11 protein-coding genes and 2 pseudogenes are annotated in these 22,986 nt (G+C 67.1%); 4 read left to right on the top strand and 9 right to left on the bottom strand.

The features are described 5' to 3' along the window. Positions 1-5 precede the first annotated feature (5 nt). The 6 genes from AC5Y7D_RS28490 to AC5Y7D_RS28465 all read right to left on the bottom strand — a co-directional run bounded on the left by AC5Y7D_RS28490 (position 6) and on the right by AC5Y7D_RS28465 (position 8,817). Positions 6-2,069 carry an MDR family MFS transporter gene (locus AC5Y7D_RS28490; protein ID WP_499929373.1) on the bottom strand — a complete coding sequence of 688 codons (2,064 nt, stop codon included), beginning with the start codon at positions 2,067-2,069 and terminating at the stop codon, positions 6-8. 191 nt (positions 2,070-2,260) lie between these two features. Continuing rightward, positions 2,261-3,466, bottom strand: coding sequence for a lysine N(6)-hydroxylase/L-ornithine N(5)-oxygenase family protein (locus AC5Y7D_RS28485; protein ID WP_499929372.1), 1,206 nt, complete (start codon positions 3,464-3,466; stop codon positions 2,261-2,263). Positions 3,467-3,524: 58 nt separating this feature from the next. Then, on the bottom strand, positions 3,525-4,331 hold the full coding sequence (locus AC5Y7D_RS28480; protein WP_499929383.1) for a GNAT family N-acetyltransferase: 807 nt from the start codon (positions 4,329-4,331) through the stop codon (positions 3,525-3,527). Between the two features lie 38 nt (positions 4,332-4,369). Then, positions 4,370-5,908 (bottom strand): MFS transporter, encoded by a 1,539-nt coding sequence (locus AC5Y7D_RS28475; RefSeq protein ID WP_499929382.1) that lies wholly within the window; start codon positions 5,906-5,908, stop codon positions 4,370-4,372. Positions 5,909-5,947: 39 nt separating this feature from the next. Then, complete coding sequence (locus tag AC5Y7D_RS28470; RefSeq protein ID WP_499929371.1) at positions 5,948-7,090, bottom strand: acyltransferase family protein; 1,143 nt, start codon at positions 7,088-7,090, stop codon at positions 5,948-5,950. After that, on the bottom strand, positions 7,087-8,817 hold the full coding sequence (locus AC5Y7D_RS28465) for a DEAD/DEAH box helicase (protein WP_499929370.1): 1,731 nt from the start codon (positions 8,815-8,817) through the stop codon (positions 7,087-7,089). The genes AC5Y7D_RS28470 and AC5Y7D_RS28465 overlap by 4 nt, the downstream gene beginning before the upstream one ends. A gap of 72 nt (positions 8,818-8,889) precedes the next feature. Between AC5Y7D_RS28465 and AC5Y7D_RS28460 the strand changes: the two genes are divergently transcribed. Continuing rightward, positions 8,890-9,486, top strand: coding sequence for an LppP/LprE family lipoprotein (locus tag AC5Y7D_RS28460; RefSeq protein WP_499929381.1), 597 nt, complete (start codon positions 8,890-8,892; stop codon positions 9,484-9,486). 548 nt (positions 9,487-10,034) lie between these two features. On the opposite strand, the pseudogene AC5Y7D_RS28455 reads toward AC5Y7D_RS28460, so the two are convergent. Then, positions 10,035-11,453: pseudogene (locus AC5Y7D_RS28455) on the bottom strand (MFS transporter); the annotation flags it as partial. Between the two features lie 279 nt (positions 11,454-11,732). Between AC5Y7D_RS28455 and AC5Y7D_RS28450 the strand changes: the two are divergent. Next, complete coding sequence (locus AC5Y7D_RS28450; protein WP_499929369.1) at positions 11,733-15,137, top strand: TM0106 family RecB-like putative nuclease; 3,405 nt, start codon at positions 11,733-11,735, stop codon at positions 15,135-15,137. A gap of 3 nt (positions 15,138-15,140) precedes the next feature. Here AC5Y7D_RS28450 and AC5Y7D_RS28445 read toward each other — a convergent pair whose 3' ends face one another. After that, complete coding sequence (locus tag AC5Y7D_RS28445) at positions 15,141-16,841, bottom strand: MFS transporter (RefSeq protein WP_499929368.1); 1,701 nt, start codon at positions 16,839-16,841, stop codon at positions 15,141-15,143. Positions 16,842-17,038: 197 nt separating this feature from the next. Here AC5Y7D_RS28445 and AC5Y7D_RS28440 point away from each other — a divergent pair, with 197 nt between their 5' ends. Both AC5Y7D_RS28440 and AC5Y7D_RS28435 read left to right on the top strand, forming a co-directional pair. After that, entirely contained in the window at positions 17,039-17,794 is a 756-nt protein-coding gene (locus AC5Y7D_RS28440; RefSeq protein ID WP_499929367.1) for a hypothetical protein, read from the top strand. Between the two features lie 178 nt (positions 17,795-17,972). Beyond that, positions 17,973-21,722 (top strand): multifunctional oxoglutarate decarboxylase/oxoglutarate dehydrogenase thiamine pyrophosphate-binding subunit/dihydrolipoyllysine-residue succinyltransferase subunit, encoded by a 3,750-nt coding sequence (locus AC5Y7D_RS28435; protein WP_499929366.1) that lies wholly within the window; start codon positions 17,973-17,975, stop codon positions 21,720-21,722. A gap of 90 nt (positions 21,723-21,812) precedes the next feature. Here the strand turns inward: AC5Y7D_RS28435 and AC5Y7D_RS28430 are convergent. Further along, positions 21,813-22,986, bottom strand: a pseudogene (locus AC5Y7D_RS28430) (hypothetical protein); the annotation flags it as partial.

Genomic DNA, 22,986 nt, shown 5'->3' with positions numbered 1-22,986 from the left:
GCACGCTAGCGCGCACCGGTGAGGCTGTCGGGTTCGGTCAACTCGTCGAGGTCTTGATACCAGTCGCGTTGTATCAGCACCTTATCCGTGATCCGTTGTAGAGCCGCCTCGAAATCCTGGTCGCCGTGAGCGAAACCGGCAGGCGGGGTCAGGTTGTCGACCACCCACCGGCGGATGACGCCAGCCACGAAGTCGACCTGTCGCAGGCCATCCGGGGTGAGCGAAATCTGGTCGCCGTCGCGAGACACGTAACCGGTCTGCACCAGTCGATCGAAGACCGGTTCGAGCACTTGATAGGGCAGGTGGAAATGTCTGGCGATTTCGGTGAGCCGCGCGGTACCCGATGTCCGCTCGCGTTGATATGTCCGAAGCACTGCCCACAGCCCGGCGATGTCCAGCTCGCAGTCGGGCTGCCGGGTCATCTCGTCCAAGCGCACCGTGGGCGCCTCGGCCAGCAGATGCCCGACCGCGATTTCCAAGACGTCTTCCGGTGATTTGTTCCGCGGCACGGCAAACCCGTCGCCCAGGCAGGTCGGGCTGTCGTGGATTCCGGTGAGCGGGGCCTCACGCAGGAACAGCGCGAAGACGAACCCCACCAAAGCGACAAAGGCCGCGCAGAGAAACACCTGCGCCAGGGAACCGGCGTACGCCCGCACTATCACGGTGGCCACGTTCTGCGGGAGACGATGCAAAGCCGTCGGCGAATGCATCACCTCGGCGGGCACGCCGGTGGACTTCAACGCCGAACCCACCCGCCGCTGAAGGAAATTCGCGAACAGTGCGCCGAATATCGCGGCTCCGAAAGCACCGCCGACCAGACGGAAGAACGTTACGCCTGAGGTGGCCACACCGAGGTCCTCGAAACAGGCGGTGTTCTGCACGATGAGGATGAGCACCTGCATGGCGAAACCGATCCCGGCGCCCAGGATGATGAGGTAGATCGATTGCACCAGCCATGGAGTCGCCTCGTCCATTCGTGCCATCAGCAGGAATCCGACGGCCATCAACGCCATTCCCGCGACCGGGAAGATCTTGTACCGTCCGGTCCGGCCGACCAGAATGCCTGCGGCCAGCGAGGTGGTCAGCAGCCCGACCACCATGGGCAGCGTGCGCAGACCCGAGGTGGTCGCCGAGACACCGTCGACGTAGCGCAAGTACATGGGCACGAACGTCAGCGCGCCCAGCATCGCGAACCCGACGAGCAACGACAGCACGGAACACACAGAGAAGACCGAGCTGCGAAACAGCCGGGGCGGCAAGATCCCGGCCGTGGCCCGCCTCTCCACCCAGACGAACGCCAGCAGCCCCACCGCGGCGGTGGCAAACAGCGCGAGGATCGGCACCGAGTCCCACCGGTAGGTGGTCCCACCCCAACTCGCAGCCATGATCAAAGCTGTGGTGGCCAGGCCGATCAGGACTATCCCGACATAGTCGATCGCCGGTTTGGGGCGTCGCGGCAACGCGGGAATAGCCGCGGCGGCCACGCCGAGAACCAGGATGGAGGTGGGGACGTTGACCCAGAACGCCCAGCGCCAACTGAGGAAGTCGGTGAACAGGCCGCCCAACAGTGGGCCGGCGACCGTGCCGACCCCGAATACGGCTCCCAAAGTGCCTTGGTAGCTGCCGCGGCTGCGCAGTGGAAACACCTCGCCGACCAGGGCGGCGGCCGTGACTGACGTGGCGCCCGCGCCGATGCCCTGAACCGTGCGGGAGACTGCCAGCATCGTCATCGTTGCGGCAGACGCGCACAACACCGAGCCGACCAGGAACACCACGACGGCACTCTGCAGCACCCGTTTACGTCCCAGCAAATCGCCGAGCTTGCCCGCCGCCGGGACGACGACGATGCCGCCGAGCAGATAGGCCGCGACGGCCCAAGATTGCTGTCCGGCGTTGCCCAGGTCCGCCACGATCGTGGGCAGTGCGGGCACCACCATGGCCTGGTCCATTGCCGCAATCACCACCCCGAGCGCGAGCGCGGCGAAGATGACGGTTTGGCGTACCGAACTGATTGGCGTGGAGGGCAATCCACCACCGACAGCGGTCGCGGGTGCGGTCGAACTCGTCATGACGTCGTTCCCGTCGATATTGGAGCCCGCATAGAAAGTTCCAGCAGCGCTTGCAGACAGGCGAGGTGGAGTTCCTCTTCCGCCACGATTCGTTCTAGCAGCTGAATACGGGCCGCGCCATGGTTTTGTCGGCACTTGTTCCGGCAACGAGTCGGATTCCCGATGCCCCGGGTTGTGGAACGACCTGGCCGTCAGGTGGCCGGGCCGGGCGGCGGATCTGTCGCCGGCAGCCGCGCCGGGTCGTGACGCGACGCAAGATCGGCAGCGATCTCCCCGGCGCGCACGGCCACATTGGACAACAGGGTCGACGCCAGGCCATGCGTGTGTTCCACCGAGCCGTTGAGGTAGATGTCGCCGGGTGCCGTCGGCCCGCGCACCAAACGGTAATCGCGCGTCACGGACGGCCTGCCGTCCGAGTCGAATTCATACGAATCGGCGAGGGCGCCCAGAAAGCAGCGGATATCCAGTGGCGCATAACCCGTCGCGTAGACGACGGCATCGCAATCCAGGATCTGCCGGGAGTGGTCCACCAGGTGCGTGAGCGTCACCCGCACGCCATCGGAATGTTCTTCGGTGGCGGTCACCTCTGAAGCGTTGTCGATGAACAGCCGGCGCCGGCCGGCAACCCGTTCGGCGTACTCGCGCGAATAGAGATCATCGATCAGTTCAGGGTCCACCACCGAATAGTTGGTCGACCGGTGGTAGTCGAGCAGTCGTTGCCGAAAAGTCCGGTCCGCGGCGTAGAAGTCGTCGACCGCTGACGGATCGAAAATCCGGTTCGCGTAGGGATTGTCGTCGGCCACGCTGTAGCCGTACCGGGCGAAGACCGCATGCACCTCCGCGGCGGGGTAACGGTGGTGCAGAAAACCGACCACCTCTGCCGCACTCTGTCCCGCACCCACGACGACGAATCGCTGTGGGCTCGACGAGTTCATCGCGGCCAGCCGATGCAGCAGGCCGTGGCTGTGCCACTGCCTGTCGGTTTCGACCCTCCCGTGCGGCAGCACAGGGTGCAGCCCGGTACCGATGACCAAAGCGCCCGCCTGGATCGACCAGTCGGAATCCGTGCGCACCACGAACCCCGGTTCACCGGGCGTCACCTCGGTCACCCGCCGGCCATAACGGACATCGGCTCCGACCCCGGCGGCCACCCATTCGAGATAATCGTGGAATTCCATGCGGCTGGGAAACAGGGTATGGCGACCGATGAACTCGACGAGCCGTCCGCGCTCACTCAGGTAATTGAGAAATGTGAACTTGCTCTGGGTGTTTCGCAACGTGACCAGGTCCTTGAGAAAGGGCACCTGCATTCGCGTACCGGTTAGCAGCATGCCCCGGTGCCATCCGAACTCCGGCTGCGCTTCGGCGAAAACGGCGCGAATCTTTCGCTCTGCCAAAGCGATTCCCAATGCCAGGTTGGATGGACCGAAACCGATGCCGAGTAGATCCGTTCGTTCAGGCGTGGGCATAAGCGCGCGTCAACCGTTCCAGATAGCGTTCACGCACCATTCCCCGTTTGATCAGGACGACGAAATCAGCCATGTCGAAGTCGGCGTCATAGGAGGGTTCCCCACAGATCAGGCCCCCGATCCGCAGCGAGCCCTGCACCATGGGCGGCAGCCGCACGCGTCCGGGATCGGGTAACTCCGTCAGGGTCAAGCCGTTCACCTGCACCGGGTTTCGCGGAGTGACCCGGTATTGCGGCGGCGCCAGATGTGAGCCGAAGGCCACGTCCCGCACACCCCGCACCAGTGCGCCCCGCGGCCCACCGGCCTCCATTCGCACCGACAGGCAGCCGATACCCCATTCGTGGCCGGTGAGTTCCTGATAACGGATGATGCCAGCCCAGAGCAGACCCATGACCGCGCCGTTGCGATGAGCGGAATGCACACTGGCCCGGCCGATTTCGACTAGCGACGGGCGTAAGTCGTTCAGGCCGCCGATATCGAAGATGGTGTCGGTGAAAATCCCTCCTGCCGCCCGCGCGCCGTCGGGCGGCAGCAGCCGACAGCAGCCGACGACCTGGCCGGTCGTGTCGTCCTTGGCGATCACGTGGTCACTGTGCGGATCGAACTGATCGACATCGATCATCTCCTGCGTCCGCGTTCCCCGGGTAGCCCGAGGCAGCGCCGCGCCCAGTTCCTCGGCGAAAGTCTGATATCGCAACCGTTGCGCGGCTTCGACGTCGGCGGGATCGGTCGAAATCACAATGCTGTAGCGGCCGCCATCGGTCGCAGGAATCAGGATCGCGTCACCCATCATGGTATTCGCCAGGTTACCCAGCACCGGCCGTCAGCAAATCATCGATTTTCGTCGGGCCCGGACTCACTGCGGCGGCCTGCGCCGACCGCGATGAGCACCGTCGCCCCCATCGCAGACACCGTTGCGGCAACGGCAGCGGCCAGCAGGGCGGCCTGCATCCCGTCGGCACTGGCTTGCCGCGCGACTCGCTCGATCGCAGGCAGCGCCGGCCTGAGGTTGTCCGGCAGGTAATCGAGGACTCGCAGACCGGCGCCCGCCGACAGGCGGTCGACGAGAGTGCGACGCGCTCCCGCGCCGAGGGGCAAGGTGGCGAGCCCCTGCCGGGCGCCGTCGGCCGCCTGCCGACTGAACAACGCTCCCAGGCCGGCGACTCCCGCCAGGATGCCGATCTGGCGCACCGTGCTCACCGCGCCGGTAGCCATTCCCGCATCCGCGACCGGTACGAATTGCAGTGCAATGTCGGAAGTCAAGGCGAACAGGCCGCCCAGGCCGAGGCCGGCGACCACCGAGCCGCCGATGAAGTGGGTCCATTGCGTGTCCGCCGTGATGCCGGTCATCAGCCACAGCCCCGCCGCGATCAGGGCGACACCGGCAGGTATCGACATCCAGGCCGGAAAGTAGCGCGCGCCGATCATGGCCAGCGGGGCGCCCAGTACGCAGGCGACGGTCAACGGCAGCGCACGCACGCCCGCCTGAAATGGGCTGTAACCCAGCGTGTTCATCAGATACAGCGCGAGATAGTTGGTCGACGCGATCAGTGTTCCGGCCGCCGCGAACGCCGCGAGGGATACGCCGGCGAACCCCGGTCGCCGGACCACCCGCAGGTCGAGCATGGGTGCGCCTACCCGCGCCTCCCACCAACCGAACATCAGCAGGCCCGACACGCTCAATGCGCCCAGTGCCAGGATCGCTGTGCTCGTCCAACCCAACTGATTGCCCTCGATCAACACGTACACGCCCGCGAACAATGCGGCGGACAAGATCGACGTACCGACCAGATCGAGCGAGCGGTCCTGCGCGGCAAGGCTTTCCGGAACGAACCGCACCGTGATCGCCAGGGCCACCGCCCCGATGGGCAGGTTGATCAGAAAGATCGACTCCCAGCCGAAGGCACCGACCAGCGCCCCACCGACTAGCGGCCCGACGGCGGCGCCGGCGCCCATCACGGCGCCGTAGATCGCGATCGCGACGCCTCGGCCGCGTTGTTCCGGGAACGCCGCCGCCACCATCGGCAACGAGACACCGAGCAGCACCGCCCCGCCCGCCCCCTGCAGCGCCCGGCACGCGTTGAGTGCTTCGATGCTGCCGGCCAGTGCACAGCCGGCCGAAGCCAGCGTGAACACCACCAGGCCGCCCAGGTAGAGCCGTCGTCGTCCCAGTCGGTCCCCCAGGGTGGCTGCGGTAAGGAGCAGCGCCGCCATCGGCAGTGCGTACGCGTCGACCACCCATTGCAGGCCGCTGAGTTCGGCGTCGAGCGAGGCCTGGATATCGGCAAGAGCGGCCGACACGATGGTCATGTCCAGCAGCAGCATGAAAACGGCCAGGCAGACCGCCAGCAGCGTGAGGCGAGGATGCAGCCTTGCGCCCTGGGCCGCATCGGACTCGCCGGAACTCAACTACCCGGCCTTGACCCGGGTGAATCGGTGCAACAGCCAGGCCAGCGGGATGGTCACCACCATGGTGGCCACGAACAGGTACAGCATCGGGCCGGTGTACACGTGTGCGCGCACGATGTAGACCATCGCGAATTCCATTGTCACCAGGTGGATCAAGAAGATCTCGTAGGAGATCTCGCCGAGCCACACCATCGGCCGGCTGGCCAGCAGCCGCGAATACCACCCGTGATCGCCCAATGCCAACGGCGCCACCGCCAGCGTGGCGATCACCGCGTAGAACACCGTCTTCCACAGCGCCTCGGGCAGCGATGCCGGCGAGGTGGTAGGGGCGCCGGCGATCGGAGTGGAGACGATGAAATAGCAGATGAGCGCGAGCGGAATGGCCAAGAACGCGTAGCAGCGCACGCCCATCTGCTGTAACACCGTGAGCATCATGCCGCCCAGGAACCACGCCAGATAGGTGGGTAGCCACAGCCGCGCGCCGTCGGGAAAGAACCGATCGATATGCACCAGGACCAGCCATCCGGGGCTGGCCAGCGCCAACGCCGCCAGCGCCGCGAGCACCAGTTTCGGCTGCCACCGCCGCCGGCTCAGCAACACCAGCAGCGCATAGGCCAGCAGCGGAAGCGTCACGTAGAAGGCCGCCTCGACTGCGAGGCTCCACATCTGGGTCAGCCCTTGGTGCAGGTATTTGCCGAGGTAGCCATCGGTGTAGATCTGGGTCAGCGTGAGGTTGCGAACTAGCCCCAGCCAGCTGTGCCCGGGGTTGGGTCCCGCCTCGCGGTAGTGGTACAGCACGTAGGCGATCAACACGGTGACGATGTAGGCCGGCATGATGCGCCGCACCCGATTGCGGGCATAACGACTCACCGACGGCCAGGGACTGCCGGTGGCCGCCGATTTGACCCACGGGCGGAACAGCAGATACCCGGACAGCACAAAGAACATCGGGACGCCGATCTCCATGCGCGCACCGACCAGACCCCAGTAGCCGTGGGTGTACTTGCCGGTGGTGTAAGCCGCGTGGGTGCCTACCACCAGCATTGCGGCGACCGCACGCACGCCGGTCAGCGACGCGACCCGATCGACGCCGGCGGTCTGCTCGAGACCGCCTTGAGCGTCCTCGGCCTCTGAGATTGTCATGCGTCGCGCTTCCGGCGTGGGTTGCCGCCGCCACCGGGCGGTGTCCGGCGGCCGGTCTTTCCGGTGTGCCGCTCGGGCCGAAGGTTGATCAGAACACCTGAAATGCGGGTTTGTTCCAGCTTTTTCAGTGTCGCACCGGGCAACTTCGCTGGGAGCTCGACCAGGGAGAAGTCGGGCCCGATGGCGATGTGGCCGAAATCGCTGCGGTGCAAACCGCCCTCGTTGGCGATGGCGCCGACGATTGCGCCCGGGCCGATCCGGTGCCGCTTGCCCACGTCGACCCGGTATGTCGTGAAAGGCCTTGTTTGCCTTGGCTTTTCGGAGCGTTCTCGGTGCTCGTCACGTTCCTTGCGCTCTTTGCGCCGCTCCGGCGGCGGATCCGGCGCCAACAGGAATGCCTCGCCGTCGCGGGACTGCAACGCCAACGCCGCCGCGATATCGGCCATCGGGACGTCGTGTTCGCGTTCGTAGTCCTCCACCAGCCGGCGGAACAGTTCTATTCCCGGGTCGGCGAGTGCGCTGGTGATCGAGTCGGCGAACTTGGCCACGCGCTGCGCGTTGACGTCCTCGACGGTGGGCAACGCGGTTTCGGTGAGCGTTTGCCGCGTGGCCTTTTCGATCGCTTTGAGCAGGTGGCGCTCGCGCGGAGAAACGAACAGCAGCGCGGTTCCCGACCGCCCCGCCCGGCCGGTACGCCCGATGCGGTGCACGTAGGACTCGGTGTCGTGCGGAATGTCGTAGTTGAGCACGTGCGAGATGCGTTCGACGTCCAGCCCACGGGCGGCGACATCGGTGGCGACCAGGATGTCGATCCCTTTCAAGCCGCCTTCTTTAAGGGCCGCGATGGTCCGCTCCCGTTGGCCCTGGGGGATGTCACCGTTGATGGCAGCAGCGGAAAAGCCGCGGGCGCGCAACTTTTCGGCGACCTCCTCGGTCGCCTGCTTGGTGCGCACGAAGACGATCATGGCCTCGAACTGCTCCACCTCGAGCACCCGCGTCAGCGCGTCCATCTTGCGTGGGCCCGCCACCTGGATAAAGCGCTGTGAAATGTTCTCGGCGGTGGCGGATTTCGCTTTGGACGCGACTTCGAACGGATCGTGCAGATACTTGTTGGTGATCTTGCGGATCGCCGGGGGCATGGTCGCCGAAAACAGGGCCACCTGTTTGTACTCCGGCGTCTCGGACAGGATGCGGTCGACTTCTTCGGCGAAGCCCATGGCGAGCATCTCGTCGGCCTCATCGAGCACCAGGTAGTCGACTCCCGACAGGTCCAGGGTTCCGCGATCCAGGTGGTCGATGACGCGGCCGGGAGTGCCCACCACGATGTGTGCCCCGCGTCGCAGCCCGGCCAGCTGCACGGTGTAGGACGACCCGCCGTAGATCGGGAGCACGTTGAGCTGCTTGAGATGCGCACCGTAGCGGCCGAATGCCTCGGCAACCTGCAGCGCCAGCTCCCGGGTCGGCGCCAGGACCAGCGCCTGGGTGGCTTTGCTGGTGGTGTCGATCTTGGACAGGATCGGCAGCGCGAAAGCCGCCGTCTTGCCGGTCCCGGTCTGCGCCAGACCGACCACGTCCGAACCCGCCATCAGCGCCGGAATGGTCGCAGCCTGGATTCCCGTCGGCGATTCATAGCCGACGGCAGCGATCGCGCGTACGACATCAGGATGAATCTGCAGGTCGGCGAACGTCGCGAGGGGTGTTTCAGGGTGATCGTCGGGGATTGCCATCAGGAGATGCAGTCTAGAGTGTGCCGTCCGCTCGGCCATGTCTGCCGCACCCCTGTGCCCGATAGCGGTACGGTGCCCGGTGTGTGGACGCTCCCCTGCCGTGCCGCGCCTCTGACGGCCATGGCTGCCGTCGCGGCGGCGGCGACGTTAGCCGGATGCGGCTCGGGCGACTCCACGGTCGCCAAGACGCCGCAGGCCACCAAACCCCCGACGGCGGCGAGGACCGCGGGACCGGCGAACCCGCCACCCGGCACGGTCGCCCCGCCGGCCAGCAGCGAGGCGCCACCCGACCCGTGCGCGGTCAATCTCGGCTCGCCCACCATCGCCAAGGTCGTCTCCGAGCTGCCCCGCGACCCGCGCAGTCAACAGCCTTGGAACCCAGAACCGCTGGCCGGCAACTACAACGAGTGCGCGCAGCTCTCGGCGGTGATCATCCAGGCCAACACCAACGGCGACAACCCGACGACGCGCGCGGTGTTGTTCCACCTGGGCCGGTTCATCCCGCAGGGCGTGCCGGACACCTACGGCTTCAACGGGATCGACGCCGCCCAGAGCACCGGGGATACCGTCGCGCTGACATACAACAGCGGAGTCGGTTTCAACAGCGTGGTGAAGTTCCGCTGGAACGGCAGCGGGGTGGAGATCATCGGGAACGCGCCGGGCCGTTAGTCACGCGAATTTGCCGGCGCGGCCGTCGCTAACGATGGCAATACGTTGTCGGTGATCAGTAGCTAGGCAGTCTCGGCGTCAACTCAGGCACTATTGCGATGACATCAGCCAACGACGCCTGCGAGCTGCCGTCACCAATTTCGTTTCGGCACTGAAGTCGCATCCCGGCGCAGGTCGCTTGATCACCTGCCACAAGGTTTAGACATCCGCCGCATTCCTTCTTTAGCAATAGCTTTCGAAGGCATTGACGCACCCAAAGCCCCTTTGGCCGGCGACGTCCCGTCCAGATGCATGACCGCCACCGGACGCCCGTCGTCGGTTGCTGGAAACCTCACCGCGCCGATACCGCGCTGCCGAAACCTCATCGGCGGTCGGTTGGTAGGTCGACATATTCGACTGGACGCTCGCGAAATCGGCTGCGCGGACGGCGGTGCGACGAGGTTCATTCATTTCATCGCGGGGTGTGCCGCGCCTGGGTCGAGCCTACTGGCCGCCTTGCTGCGACAGAACCCACGTTGTCAGGCCGGGATGTCGGGTCCCACACCAGCCGGCCGTGGGGTGGCGTCCGGAGCGGCGAGTCCGACCATGAACAGCGCTGCTGCGATACCCAGCAACGCAACCGACGCGGGCAGCCACATCGACTGTGCCGTCGCCGCGCAGAACGGCTCACGCAAGGGTTCAGGCAGGAGCAAGCCCGCGCCCCCGGCCGCGGGCACGGGCCGGGCACTGCCGGGGGTCACCGGCACCTCGGCGGAGATCCGCGACGTCATCAGTGCCGCCATGCCGGCGCTTCCCAGCACCGCCCCGAGTTGACGGGTGGCGTCGTACACACCCGAACTCGCGCCGGCCAGATGTGGCGGTAGGTTGCGAGTTGCGTTGGCAGCCAGAGGAGACCAGACAAATGCGACACCAATTCCCATGGCAAGGAAGGGCGCTGTCAGCCGCCACACCGGCGTTGACGGAGACATCTCTATCGACAACCACGTCAGTCCGATCGCTACCACCGAGAAGCCGAATCCGATGACGCGCCGCGGGTGTAATCTGTCGACGATCCGGCCCACCATCGGAGCCAGGGAACCACTGACGATCGCCATCGCCGCCGTCAACAGCGCCGCGCGGGTCGGGGGCAGCCCGCACACCGCCTGCGCGTAGAACATCACCGGCAACGTCATCGACGTCATCGTGAACGACATCGCTGCCACGCCGAGGGTGGACGCGGTGAAGTCGCGGTGTCTGAAGATGCGCGGCGGGATCAGCGGCTCGCCGGCATTGGTCGACTGCCGGTAGATGAACACTGACATGAACCCGATCCCGGCGACGATCATCGTCAAAATCCACGGTTGCCACTGCGCGGATTGGCCCTGCTGCAGGCCGAAAACGATCAGAAAAACGCCGACCGCGGACAAGCCCACGGCGACCCAGTCCACGCGGTAGTGCTGAGTTGGCAGCGCAGGGATCACCCGGGCCGCCAACGCCAGTCCCACCGCGCCAATCGGGACGTTGACCAAAAAAATCCACTCCCAACCCACCGTGTCCACCAGCACGCCGCCGGCGAGCGGCCCGACGAGTGTCGCGATCGCAGCGGTGACGCCCCACACGCTCATCGCGGCACCGCGACGATGCGGCGGGAACAACCGGGTGACCGTGGACAGTATCTGCGGCGCGAGAAAGGCGGCCCCGATGCCTTGGATCGCACGCGCTGCGATGAGCATGCCAACGGAGGGGCACAGGCCGCACCATGCCGACGCACCGACGAAGACGCTGAGACCCACAACATAGAGCTTCTTCTGGCCGAAGCGGTCACCGAGACGGCCCGCGACCAACAACGGCACTGCAAACGCGAGCAGGTAGGCGCTGGTCACCCAGATCACCGTGTCGTAGGTGGTGTGTAGCGAGGCCATGATGCTCGGGTTGGCAACCACGACGACTGTGGCGTCGACCAGGATCATGAAACGACCGACCAGCATGGTCGCCAGGATCACCCACACGGCGCGGCAATCGTCGTGCTCGTTTCTAGTCCACACCCCTGTGGATATGACGCCTCGCTCGCCTGACCGCGTCGTCGCCATGGCCGTCACCCATCTCGTTCGGCACCCGCATCGCCACCGGCGCGACCTGGTGATCCGCGTCACAAACGTTAGACACGCGTTGAAAGCGGGGTCTAGCAGAAGCTTTAGAACGGGCCGTTCCGCGCAGCGCAAGCGTCGGCTGCCCGGGCGTCGTACCCCTCGCCTACCGTGACAACTGTGTTCATCGCCGACGGAAGCATCGTCTACAGCGCTTCGGATCTTGCGTCCGCCGCGCGGTGTGAATACGCGCTGCTGCGGGATTTCGACGCCAAGCTCGGCCGCGGTCCGTCGGTGTCCGTCGAAGACGAACTGCTGGCGCGCACGGCCGTCCTGGGCGACGAACATGAGCGCCGGAGGTTGGACCGGTTGCGTGCGCAGTTCGGGGACGAGATCGCGGTCATCGGCCGCCCCGCCTATACCCACGCCGGTCTCACCGCCGCAGCCGATGCCACCCGGCGCGCCATCGCCGGGGGTGCGCCGGTGGTCTACCAAGCCGCGATGTTCGACGGCCGCTTCCTCGGTTTCGCCGACTTCCTGATCCGCGACGGTGACCGGTACCGGATCACCGACACCAAGCTGGCCCGGTCGGCCAAGGTCACCGCGCTGTTACAACTGGCGGCCTACGCCGACGCACTGACCGCGGCGCAGGTACCGATAGCCGCGGACGCCGAATTGGAACTCGGTGACGCCACGGTGGTTCGTTACCGCCTCAGCGACCTGTTGCCGGTGTACCGGACCCAGCGCGCACAGCTGCAACGTCTGCTCGACGAGCACTATGCGGGCGGGCGCGCGGTGTCCTGGGACAACGCCGGGGTGCAGGCCTGTTTCCGTTGTCCGTTGTGCACCGAACAGCTGCGCTCGATCGACGATCTGCTGCTGGTCGCCGGTATGCGAGTCAGTCAGCGCGCGAAGCTGATCGACGCCGGCGTCACCTCCATCGGGGAGCTTGCGACCCGCAGCCGACCGGTACCCGGCCTGGGCACACAAGCCTTTAACAGGCTGACGGCGCAGGCCGGACTTCAGCTGCGGCAACGCGATAGCGGCACCCCGCAGTTCGAGGTGGCCGATCCGCAGCCGCTGGCCCTGTTGCCGGAACCCAACCCGGGCGACGTGTTCTTCGACTTCGAAGGCGACCCGCTGTGGACCGCCGACGGCAGCCAATGGGGACTGGAATACCTGTTCGGCGTCCTGGAAGCCGGGCCCTCCGGACAGTTCCGTCCGCTCTGGGCACACGACCGCACCGAAGAGCGCGCGGCGCTGAAGCAGTTCCTGGCCATGGTGGCCAAGCGCCGCAAGCGCTACCCGAACATGCACGTCTACCACTACGCGGCCTACGAGAAGACCGCGTTACTGCGGCTTGCCGGACGCTACGGAACCGGCGAGGACGAGGTCGACGACTTGCTGCGCAACGGGGTGCTGGTGGACCTCTATCCGTTGGTGCGCAAGAGCATTCGGGTCGGTGCCGAGAGCTTGAGCCTCAAGGCACTCGAGCCGCTGTACATGGGCACCCAGCTACGCGCGGGTGACGTCACCACCGCCACGGACTCGATCACCGGCTACGCGCGCTACTGCGAGTTGAAGGCCGCCGGCCGCGCGGACGAGGCCGCGACGGTGCTCAAGGAGATCGAGGAGTACAACCACTACGACTGCCTGTCCACCCGCAAGCTAAGGGACTGGTTGTTGATTCTCGCCTGGGAATCGGGCGTCACACCGATCGGCGTGCAGCCGGTTGGCCCGCGTGAGGCCATCACCGACCAGGATCGGCTCGCGGCGACCCTGGCGAAGTTCGCCGGGGATGCGGCTGCCGGTGACCGTACCCCCGAACAGACCGCAGTCGCCTTGATAGCCGCCGCCCGCGGCTATCACCAACGCGAGGACAAGCCGTTCTGGTGGTCACACTTCGACCGGCTGAACTATCCCGTCGATGAATGGTCGGACGACACAGATGTTTTCGTCGTGGACTCCGCGTCCGTCGTCACCGAATGGCATACGCCGCCGCGAGCTCGCAAGCCGCAGCGTCGGCTGCGCCTGAAGGGAGGGCTGGCCCGCGGCGACCTCAATTCGGAGGTGTTCGCGCTCTACGAACCTCCGGCGCCGCCCGGCATGGCCGAGGACCCGGATCGCCGCGGCGCGGGACGCGCGGAGATCGTCGCCGTCGACGATCCCAGCCTGCCCACTGAGGTGACGATCCTCGAGCGAACGGGCAAGGACGGCAATGTTTTCCACCAACGACCGTTTGCGCTGACACCCGGGCCGCCGGTCAAGACGGCCGCGCTGCGCGAGTCCATCGCGTCGACGGCGCAGACCGTCGCCACCGGGTTGCCGAGCCTGCCCCGCACCGCACTGATCGATGTGCTGCTGCGGCGCGCGCCGCGCACCCGTGGGGCGCTGCCGCGCGGCGCTGACACCGTCGCCGACATCACCGCCGCGACGCTGAGCCTCGACTCCTCCTACCTGGCGGTGCATGGGCCACCCGGGACGGGCAAGACGCACACCGCGGCCCGGGTGATCAGGAAACTGGTCACCGATCATTCCTGGCGGGTCGGCGTGGTCGCGCAGTCACACGCGGCGGTGGAGAACCTGCTGGATTGTGCGATCGACGCCGGTCTCGATCCGGCCGTCGTCGCCAAGAAGCGCAACGATCACGTCGCCGCCCGCTGGCAGGAGATCGACGCGGGCCAGTATCCGAGCTTCGTCGCCGACCACGCGGGCTGCGTCATCGGGGGCACGGCCTGGGACTTCGCGAATGCACAGCGGGTGCCGCCGGGCAGCCTGGATCTGCTGGTGATCGACGAGGCGGGCCAGTTCTGTCTGGCCAGCACCATTGCGGTGGCACCGTCGGCCGCAAACCTGTTACTGCTTGGGGACCCTCAGCAACTACCGCAGGTCAGTCAGGGCACCCACCCGGAGAAGGTCGACATCTCCGCGCTGGAATGGCTGGTCGACGGCCAACAGACGCTGCCCGACGAGCGCGGATACTTTCTGGACCTGTCCTACCGGATGCATCCGGATGTGTGTGCGGCCGTGTCGGCACTGTCCTACGAAGGCCGGCTGCGATCGCATGCCGAGTGCACGGCGGCACGCCGCCTGGACGGGCACCGGCCCGGCGTGCACGTGCTGCCCGTTCGCCATCAAGGCAATTCGATCGAGAGCCCCGAAGAGGCGGAAGCGATCGTGGCCGAGGTCGCGCGCATGATCGGCCGACCGTGGACCGACGAGCACGGCACCAGGCCGTTGAAAGCCGCCGATGTACTGGTGCTGGCGCCGTACAACGCGCAGGTGACCCTGGTCCGTCGCAAACTCGCGGCAGCCCGACTCGGTGGAGTCCGGGTCGGCACCGTCGACAAATTCCAGGGCGGGCAGGCGCCGGTCGTGTTCATCTCCATGACGGCATCATCGATCGACGAAGTCCCGCGCGGCATCTCGTTCCTGCTCAACCGCAACCGGCTCAATGTCGCCATCAGCCGGGCGCAGTACGCGGCGATCATCGTGCGGTCGGAGTTGCTGACCCAGTACCTGCCCACGACGCCGGCCGGCCTGGTGGACCTCGGCGCCTTCCTGGCACTCACCGAGAAGCAGTGACGGTCAGCGTCGGCCGGCAACCGGGTCGTCGGGATCTGGCTGGTGCGCAAAGTCCACGACCGGACCCAGGCCGTCCACGTGAACACCGTTGCGCCGGGTCAGGGACAACAACGGTGGCGCGCTGTCGTGGGTGGCTTCGGGTTCCCGGCGCAGTATGTATTCCACGTAGCCGTCGTCGTCATCCTCTTCCGGGTCGTCCGCGAGCGCGTAGCCGGCCAGGTCGTCGACTTCGCGCCGGCTTCGGGCCGAGCCCATCGCCCCGACCAGAAACAGTGTCGCCACGATGCCGAACAATGCGATGAATGCGGGCAGCAACATCGACTGGGACATCGCGGCCGAGAAGGGTTCCCGCACGAAGGCGGGCAGTTGCAGGGCGGCGTCCTCGGTGGCGGGCGCGCTTGCACCTTCCGGCATTTCCGCGCCGATGCGCCACGTCATGAAGGCCGCCATGCCTGCGCTACCGAGCACCGCACCCAACTGCCGGGTGGCGTTGTAGACACCCGACCCCGCGCCGGCCCGCTCGTGTGGCAGGTTGCGGGTCGCGGTGGCGGCCAGCGGTGACCAGACGAACGCCATCCCCACACCGAGCCCCACGAACGGCAATACCAAACGCCAGACCGGTGTGGCCGGCTGCAGTTCCAGCGCGAGCCACGTCATGCAGATCGCCAGTGCCGAAAAGCCGAACCCCAGAATCGGCACCGGGTGGACCTTGTCGATGATCAGCCCGACCACCGGCGCGAGCAGGCCGCTGGCGATGGCCACCGGCGCGATCAGCAGGGCAGAACGCGTCGGCGACAGCCCGCACACCGACTGGGCGTAGAAGGTCAGCGGCAGCATCATTGCCGTCGACGCGAACGAGATGACGGCCACGCCCACATTGCACAGGCTGAAGTCCCGGTCGGCGAAGATGCCCAGCGGAACCAACGCCGCACGCCTGTTGATGGACTGCCAGTAGACGAAGGCCGACATGAAGCCGAGGCCGGCGACCAGCACCGCCCAGATCCACGGCTTCCAGTCCGCCGACTGCCCCTCCTGCAGCCCGAACACCAGCAGGAACATGCCCGCGCCGGACAGCGCGACGCCGATCAGGTCAAACCGCTGCCTGCGCACCGGCAGGACCGGCACCAGCCAGATCGCCAAGGCGAGCGCGACCACCCCGACCGGCACATTGACGAAGAAGATCCATTGCCAGCCCAGGCCGTCGACCAGCGTGCCCCCGGCCAGCGGGCCGATCAGGCTGGCGGCTCCGGCGGTGGCGCCCCACATGCTCATCGCCGAGCCGCGACGCTGCGCCGGGAAGATCCGGGTGATGGTCGACAACGTCTGGGGAGTGAGCAGGCCGGCGCCCACGCCCTGCACGACCCGGGCCGCGATCAACATGGCGGCGCTGCCGGCTAGTCCACACCACACCGATGCGAAGGTGAAGATAACCAGGCCGATCACGTAGAGATTCTTCGGGCCGAACCGGTCGCCGAGTCGGCCGGCGACCAGCAACACCACCGCGTATCCCAGCAGGTAGGCGCTGGTCACCCAGACCACCGTGTCGTATCCGATGTGCAGGGCGGCCATGATCGTCGGATTGGCCACCGCGACGATGGTCGAGTCGAGCATGATCATGAAGAAGCCGAGCATCATCGCCCACAGCGCCGCCCAGGGGCTCCCGGAGAGGCTGTCCCCGGCCACCCCGCTCGTCGCCGTGCTCATATGTCGCACCTCGTTCCGGCTCCCGCGTCGGGTCACTCAGGAGTCCCGCCCGCATTATTCCCGTCGCGTTCTGCGCTTCGCCCTTCGGCCGGGAACCACGACGACCGACCACCAGATGATGTGAAGCTCTCCTGCCCGGCACTCATCTCGCGGGGTGCGCGTTAGCCTGGAAGGACGCCGTCCCGGAAAGGGTCACTATGAGCGCTCGACGAAACAAGTCGGTACCGGACCAGCAGTCCGTCGGCAACGGAGGCCGGCCGAAAGCCTCCAGCCGGGCATTGGCGCACATCATCGAACGCAGTTCTCGCATCCAGGGTCCCGCGGCGGAGGCCTACGTGGCACGCCTGCGCCGCACGAACCCCGGCGCCAGCCCGGCCGAGATCGTGACCAAGCTGGAGAAGCGCTTCGTAGCCGCGGTGACGGCCAGCGGCGCGGCGGTGGGCGCGGCCGCGACGCTGCCCGGCATCGGCACCTTGGCCGCACTGTCGGCGGCGGCCGGCGAAACCGCTTTGTTCCTGGAAGCGACGGCGATGTTGGTGCTGGCGCTGGCGTCGGTGTACGGCATCCCCCTGGACCACCGGGAACGGCGTCGCGCGCTGATCCTGGCAGTGCTGGTCGGCGACAACAGCAAGGCCGCGGTGTCGGAGCTGATCGGTGGCGGGCGCACCAGCGGCGGCTGGGTGTCGGAAAGCATGGCCTCGTTGCCGCTGGCGGCGATATCCAAACTGAACAACAGCCTGTTCAAGCGTTTCGTCAAGCGTTTCGCGCTCAAACGTGGCGCACTGATGTTCGGCAAGCTGCTACCCGTCGGCATTGGCGCGATCATCGGCGCGATTGGCAACCGGATGGTGGGCAAGAAGCTGGTCCGCAACGCACGGTCGGCCTTCGGCCCGGCGCCGGACCGGTGGCCTGTCACCCTGCACGTGCTGCCGCCCGTCCGGGATGCCAGCTGAAGCGGTTGGTCTCTCTCGCGGATCTCGGGTAAAGCGCTAGCCTTTATGGGTCAGAAACGGTCGGAACCCTGTACCGACCACCGAGGGGTGTGAGGCGCCCCCGTGACCCGGGGCGCCAGGAGTGGCAGGCGTTCGCCAAAACGCTTGCAGGACACAAGAATCGAGGCGAACAGCGGCCGTGGCCAACATAAGTTCACCATTCGGGCAAAACGAGTGGCTGGTCGAAGAGATGTACCGCAAGTTCCGCGACGACCCCTCCTCGGTCGACGAGAGCTGGCACGAGTTCCTGGTTGACTACAACCCGGAGTCCTCCGGCGAAACCGGACAGGACGCTCCGGCGGCCAGCAAGCCCAAGCCCGCGGAAACCAAGCCGGCCGAAGCCAAGACCGCGGCGGCCCAGCCCGCCGCGCCGCCCAAGCCCGCCCCAGAACCGGTCAAGCCGGCCAAATCGACCGCCGCGGGCGCTGCCGGCAACGGCGCACCCACCCCCGCGGCGGCGGCTCCGAAGTCCGCCCCGCCCCCGCCCGCCGAAGGCGACGAGGTGCAGGTGTTGCGCGGCGCAGCCGCGGCCGTCGTCAAGAACATGTCGGCGTCACTGGACGTGCCGACGGCGACGAGCGTGCGCGCCATCCCGGCCAAGCTGCTGATCGACAACCGGATCGTCATCAACAACCAGTTGAAGCGCACCCGCGGCGGCAAGATCTCGTTCACCCACCTGCTGGGCTACGCGCTGGTGCAGGCGGTCAAGCAGTTCCCGAACATGAACCGCCACTACACCGAGGTAGACGGCAAACCGAATGCTGTCACACCAGCTCACACGAATCTAGGCCTGGCGATCGATTTGCAGGGCAAGGACGGCAAGCGCTCCCTGGTGGTGGCCGGCATCAAGCGCTGCGAAGAACTGCGCTTCGCCGAATTCGTCTCCGCCTACGAAGACATCGTGCGCCGCGCCCGCGACGGCAAGCTGACCGCCGAAGACTTTGGCGGCGTGACGATTTCGCTGACCAACCCCGGCACCATCGGCACCGTGCACTCGGTGCCGCGGTTGATGGCCGGCCAGGGCGCGATCATCGGTGTGGGCGCTATGGAATACCCCGCCGAGTTCCAGGGGGCCAGTGAGGAACGCATTGCCGAGCTGGGCATCGGCAAGCTGATCACCCTGACCTCCACCTACGACCACCGCATCATCCAGGGCGCCGAATCCGGTGACTTCCTGCGCGTCATCCACCAGATGCTGCTCTCGGACGACTTCTGGGACGAGATCTTCCACGAACTGGGCATCCCCTACCTGCCGGTGCGCTGGAGCACCGACAACCCCGACTCGATCGTCGACAAGAACGCCCGCGTGATGAACCTGATCGCGGCGTACCGCAACCGCGGCCATCTGATGGCCGACACCGACCCGCTGCGGCTGGACAAGACGCGGTTCCGCAGCCACCCCGACCTCGAGGTGCTGACCCACGGGCTGACGCTGTGGGACCTGGACCGGGTGTTCAAGGTCAGCGGGTTCGCCGGCGCGGAGTACAAAAAGCTGCGCGACGTGCTGGGCCTGCTGCGCGACGCGTACTGCCGCCACATCGGCGTGGAGTACACCCACATCCTCGACCCCGAGCAGCTGCGCTGGCTGGAACAGCGGGTCGAGACCAAGCACGTCAAACCGACTGTGGCACAACAGAAGTACATCTTGAGCCGGCTCAACGCCGCCGAGGCGTTCGAGACGTTCCTGCAGACCAAGTACGTCGGGCAGAAGCGCTTCTCGCTCGAAGGCGCCGAAAGCGTCATCCCGATGATGGACGCTGCGATCGATCAGTGCGCCGAGCACGGCCTGGACGAGGTGGTCATCGGGATGCCGCACCGCGGCCGGCTCAACGTGCTGGCCAATATCGTCGGCAAGCCGTATTCACAGATCTTCAGCGAGTTCGAGGGCAACCTGAACCCGTCGCAGGCGCACGGCTCCGGTGACGTGAAGTACCACCTGGGCGCCACCGGCGTGTACCTACAGATGTTCGGCGACAACGACATTCAGGTGTCGCTCACCGCGAACCCGTCGCACCTGGAAGCCGTCGACCCGGTGCTGGAAGGCCTGGTGCGGGCCAAGCAGGACCTGCTCAACCACGGTGACACCGACAGCAACGGCGAGAAAGCCTTCTCGGTGGTGCCGATGATGCTGCACGGCGACGCCGCTTTCGCCGGCCAGGGCGTGGTCGCCGAGACGCTGAACCTGGCGCACCTGCCCGGCTACCGGGTCGGCGGCACCATCCACATCATCGTCAACAACCAGATCGGTTTCACCACCGCGCCGGAGTACTCGCGGTCCAGCGAGTACTGCACCGACGTCGCCAAGATGATCGGTGCCCCGATCTTCCACGTCAACGGGGACGACCCCGAGGCGTGCGTGTGGGTGGCGCAGCTGGCCGTCGACTTCCGGCAGCGGTTCCACAAAGACGTCATCATCGACATGCTGTGCTACCGGCGGCGCGGTCACAACGAGGGCGACGACCCGTCGATGACCAACCCGTACATGTACGACGTGGTCGACAACAAGCGCGGCGTCCGCAAGAGCTACACCGAAGCGTTGATCGGCCGCGGTGACATCTCGCTCAAAGAGGCCGAGGACGCACTGCGCGATTACCAGGGGCAACTGGAGCGGGTGTTCAACGAGGTCAAGGAGCTGGAGAAACACGGCGCCCAGCCCAGCGAGTCGGTCGAGTCGCTGCAGATGATCCCGGCCGGCCTGGACACCTCGGTGGACAAGGCGCTGCTGGCCCGCATCGGTGACGCGTTCAAGGCGGTACCGGAAGGATTTACCACCCACCCGCGCGTGCAACCGGTGCTCGACAAGCGCCGCGAGATGGCCTACGAAGGCAAGATCGACTGGGCGTTCGGTGAGCTGCTGGCGCTTGGTTCGCTGGTGGCCGAGGGCAAGCTGGTCCGGTTCTCCGGCCAGGACACCCGCCGCGGCACCTTCTCCCAGCGGCACTCGGTGATCATCGACCGCAGTACCGGCGCGGAGTTCACCCCACTGCAGCTCCTGGCCGTCAGCAAGGACGGCACCCCCACCGGCGGCAAGTTCCTGGTGTACGACTCGCCGCTGTCGGAATACGCCGCGGTGGGCTTCGAATACGGCTACACCGTGGGCAACCCGGACGCCGTGGTGCTGTGGGAGGCGCAGTTCGGCGACTTCGTCAACGGCGCCCAGTCGATCATCGACGAGTTCATCAGCTCCGGTGAGGCAAAGTGGGGTCAGCTCTCGACGGTAGTGCTGTTGCTGCCGCACGGACACGAGGGCCAGGGGCCCGACCACACGTCCGGGCGCATCGAGCGTTTCCTGCAGCTGTGGGCCGAGGGTTCGATGACGATCGCGATGCCCTCGACCCCGGCCAACTACTTCCACCTGCTGCGCCGGCACGCCCTGGACGGTGTCAAGCGGCCGCTGATCGTGTTCACACCGAAGTCGATGCTGCGCAACAAGGCCGCGGTCAGCGACATCAAGGAGTTCACCGAGATGAAGTTCCGCTCGGTGATCGAGGAACCCACCTACGACGAGGGCGACGGCGACCGCAGCAAGGTCACCCGGGTCCTGCTGACCAGCGGCAAGCTCTACTACGAACTGGCGGCCCGCAAGGTCAAGGACAAGCGCGACGACGTGGCGATCGTTCGGCTCGAACAGCTGGCCCCGCTGCCGCGGCGCCGGCTCGACGAGACGCTGAACCGCTACCAGAACGCCAAGCAGTACTTCTGGGTGCAGGAGGAGCCGGCCAACCAGGGCGCCTGGCCGTCGCTGGGCCTGACGCTGCCGGAGGTGCTGCCGGAGCGGCTCAGCGGGATCAAGCGGATCTCGCGGCGGGCGATGTCGGCGCCATCGTCGGGGTCCTCGAAGGTGCATGCGGTCGAGCAGCAGGAGATCATCGACACCGCGTTCGCCTGACCTGCTGCCCGCGAGCGTGCGTGTCTGTACACCGACACGCCGCATCAGCTGACATTCTGCGCACGTTCGTGAGGTGACCAGCCGGGTGCGCTAGGCACCATCCGTAGCGCCGTTGTTGCCTGTCGCGCCGGCAATTGAGCCTGACCCGCCCGCGCCGCCGGCGCCGCCGCCACCACCGCTGCCCTGCGCCCCGGCGATACCGAGGGGACCGATGGGATCCTTGGTACCCCCGGGTAACTTGTCCGTGACGCCGCCGGAGCCCCCTCCGCCACCTGCGCCGCCGTCCCCGCCGGAGCCTCCGGCGCCGCCCGCCCCCGTGGTGGCGCCGGCACCCGCCTGGCCGAACAAGCCTCCCTGCCCCGCCGTTCCGGCGGCACCGCCGGACCCGCCTTGCCCGCCCGTACCGCCCACACCGCCGATGCCGCCGACGCCCCCGTTGCCACCGATCCCGAACTCGCTGCCAGGGCTGATTGCGTAGGCGTTGCCACCGTTGCCGCCAAGTCCCCCGGTGCCGGCAAAGCCGCCATGGCCGCCCAGACCGCCGGTGCCCCCAGTGCCGGCCGCACCGCCGGCACCGAACAGCATTCCGCCGCGACCTCCGCCACCCCCGACACCCCCGGTTCCGCCGACACCCCCGGTACCGCCGACGCCCCCGATGCCGCCGTAGCCGCCGCCGCCGCCGACTGCGTTGACGTTGTTACTGCTGGAAGTGGTAGCGGTACCGCCGTTGCCGCCCAGCCCACCGTTCGCGGCTACGCCGCCGGTGCCACCCATGCCGCCCGTACCGCCGTGCCCGCCTGCCCCACCGCCACCGAACAGCAGCCCGCCGTTGCCGCCCAGCCCCCCGGCGCCGCCGGTACCGCCCCCGCCTGCACCGCCGGCGTTGCTACCACCGCCCCCGACACCGCCAATGCCGCCAGTGCCGCCCTGGGCGTCGGCATTTGAGTTTGGGACGGTGGGGCCGTAGCCCGCCCCGCCGGTTCCGCCGATCTGCCCTACAGTCCCGTTGCTGCCAGCGCCGCCGGGTCCGCCGACGTTACCGGCGGCCAGGCCGGTGCTGCCGGTAGCGGCCGTGCCGTTGAGGGGGGTGACGGCGTCGACGCCCGTAAGGCCCGCGCCGCCCTGGCCGCCCGCCCCACCAGCACCGAAGAGAAGCGCGCTGCCTCCCGCACCGCCGGCGCCGGCGTTGCCGCCGTTCACGCCCGCCAGCGCTGAGCCGCCCAAACCGCCGGTGCCACCGTTGCCGTACAACATTCCGCCGGCC

The organism is Mycobacterium sp. NGS49 (assembly GCF_059812565.1).
This window is presented reverse-complemented; position numbering and strand designations above follow the sequence as displayed.

What these genes read in the sequence shown, in the direction of transcription:
- AC5Y7D_RS28490 (WP_499929373.1), bottom strand. Translation starts at nt 2,069, where the DNA reads ATGACGAGTTCGACCGCACCCGCGACCGCTGTCGGTGGTGGATTGCCC.
- AC5Y7D_RS28480 (WP_499929383.1), bottom strand. Translation starts at nt 4,331, where the DNA reads ATGATGGGTGACGCGATCCTGATTCCTGCGACCGATGGCGGCCGCTAC.
- AC5Y7D_RS28470 (WP_499929371.1), bottom strand. Translation starts at nt 7,090, where the DNA reads ATGACAATCTCAGAGGCCGAGGACGCTCAAGGCGGTCTCGAGCAGACC.
- AC5Y7D_RS28465 (WP_499929370.1), bottom strand. Translation starts at nt 8,817, where the DNA reads ATGGCAATCCCCGACGATCACCCTGAAACACCCCTCGCGACGTTCGCC.
- AC5Y7D_RS28445 (WP_499929368.1), bottom strand. Translation starts at nt 16,841, where the DNA reads ATGAGCACGGCGACGAGCGGGGTGGCCGGGGACAGCCTCTCCGGGAGC.
- AC5Y7D_RS28440 (WP_499929367.1), top strand. Translation starts at nt 17,039, where the DNA reads ATGAGCGCTCGACGAAACAAGTCGGTACCGGACCAGCAGTCCGTCGGC.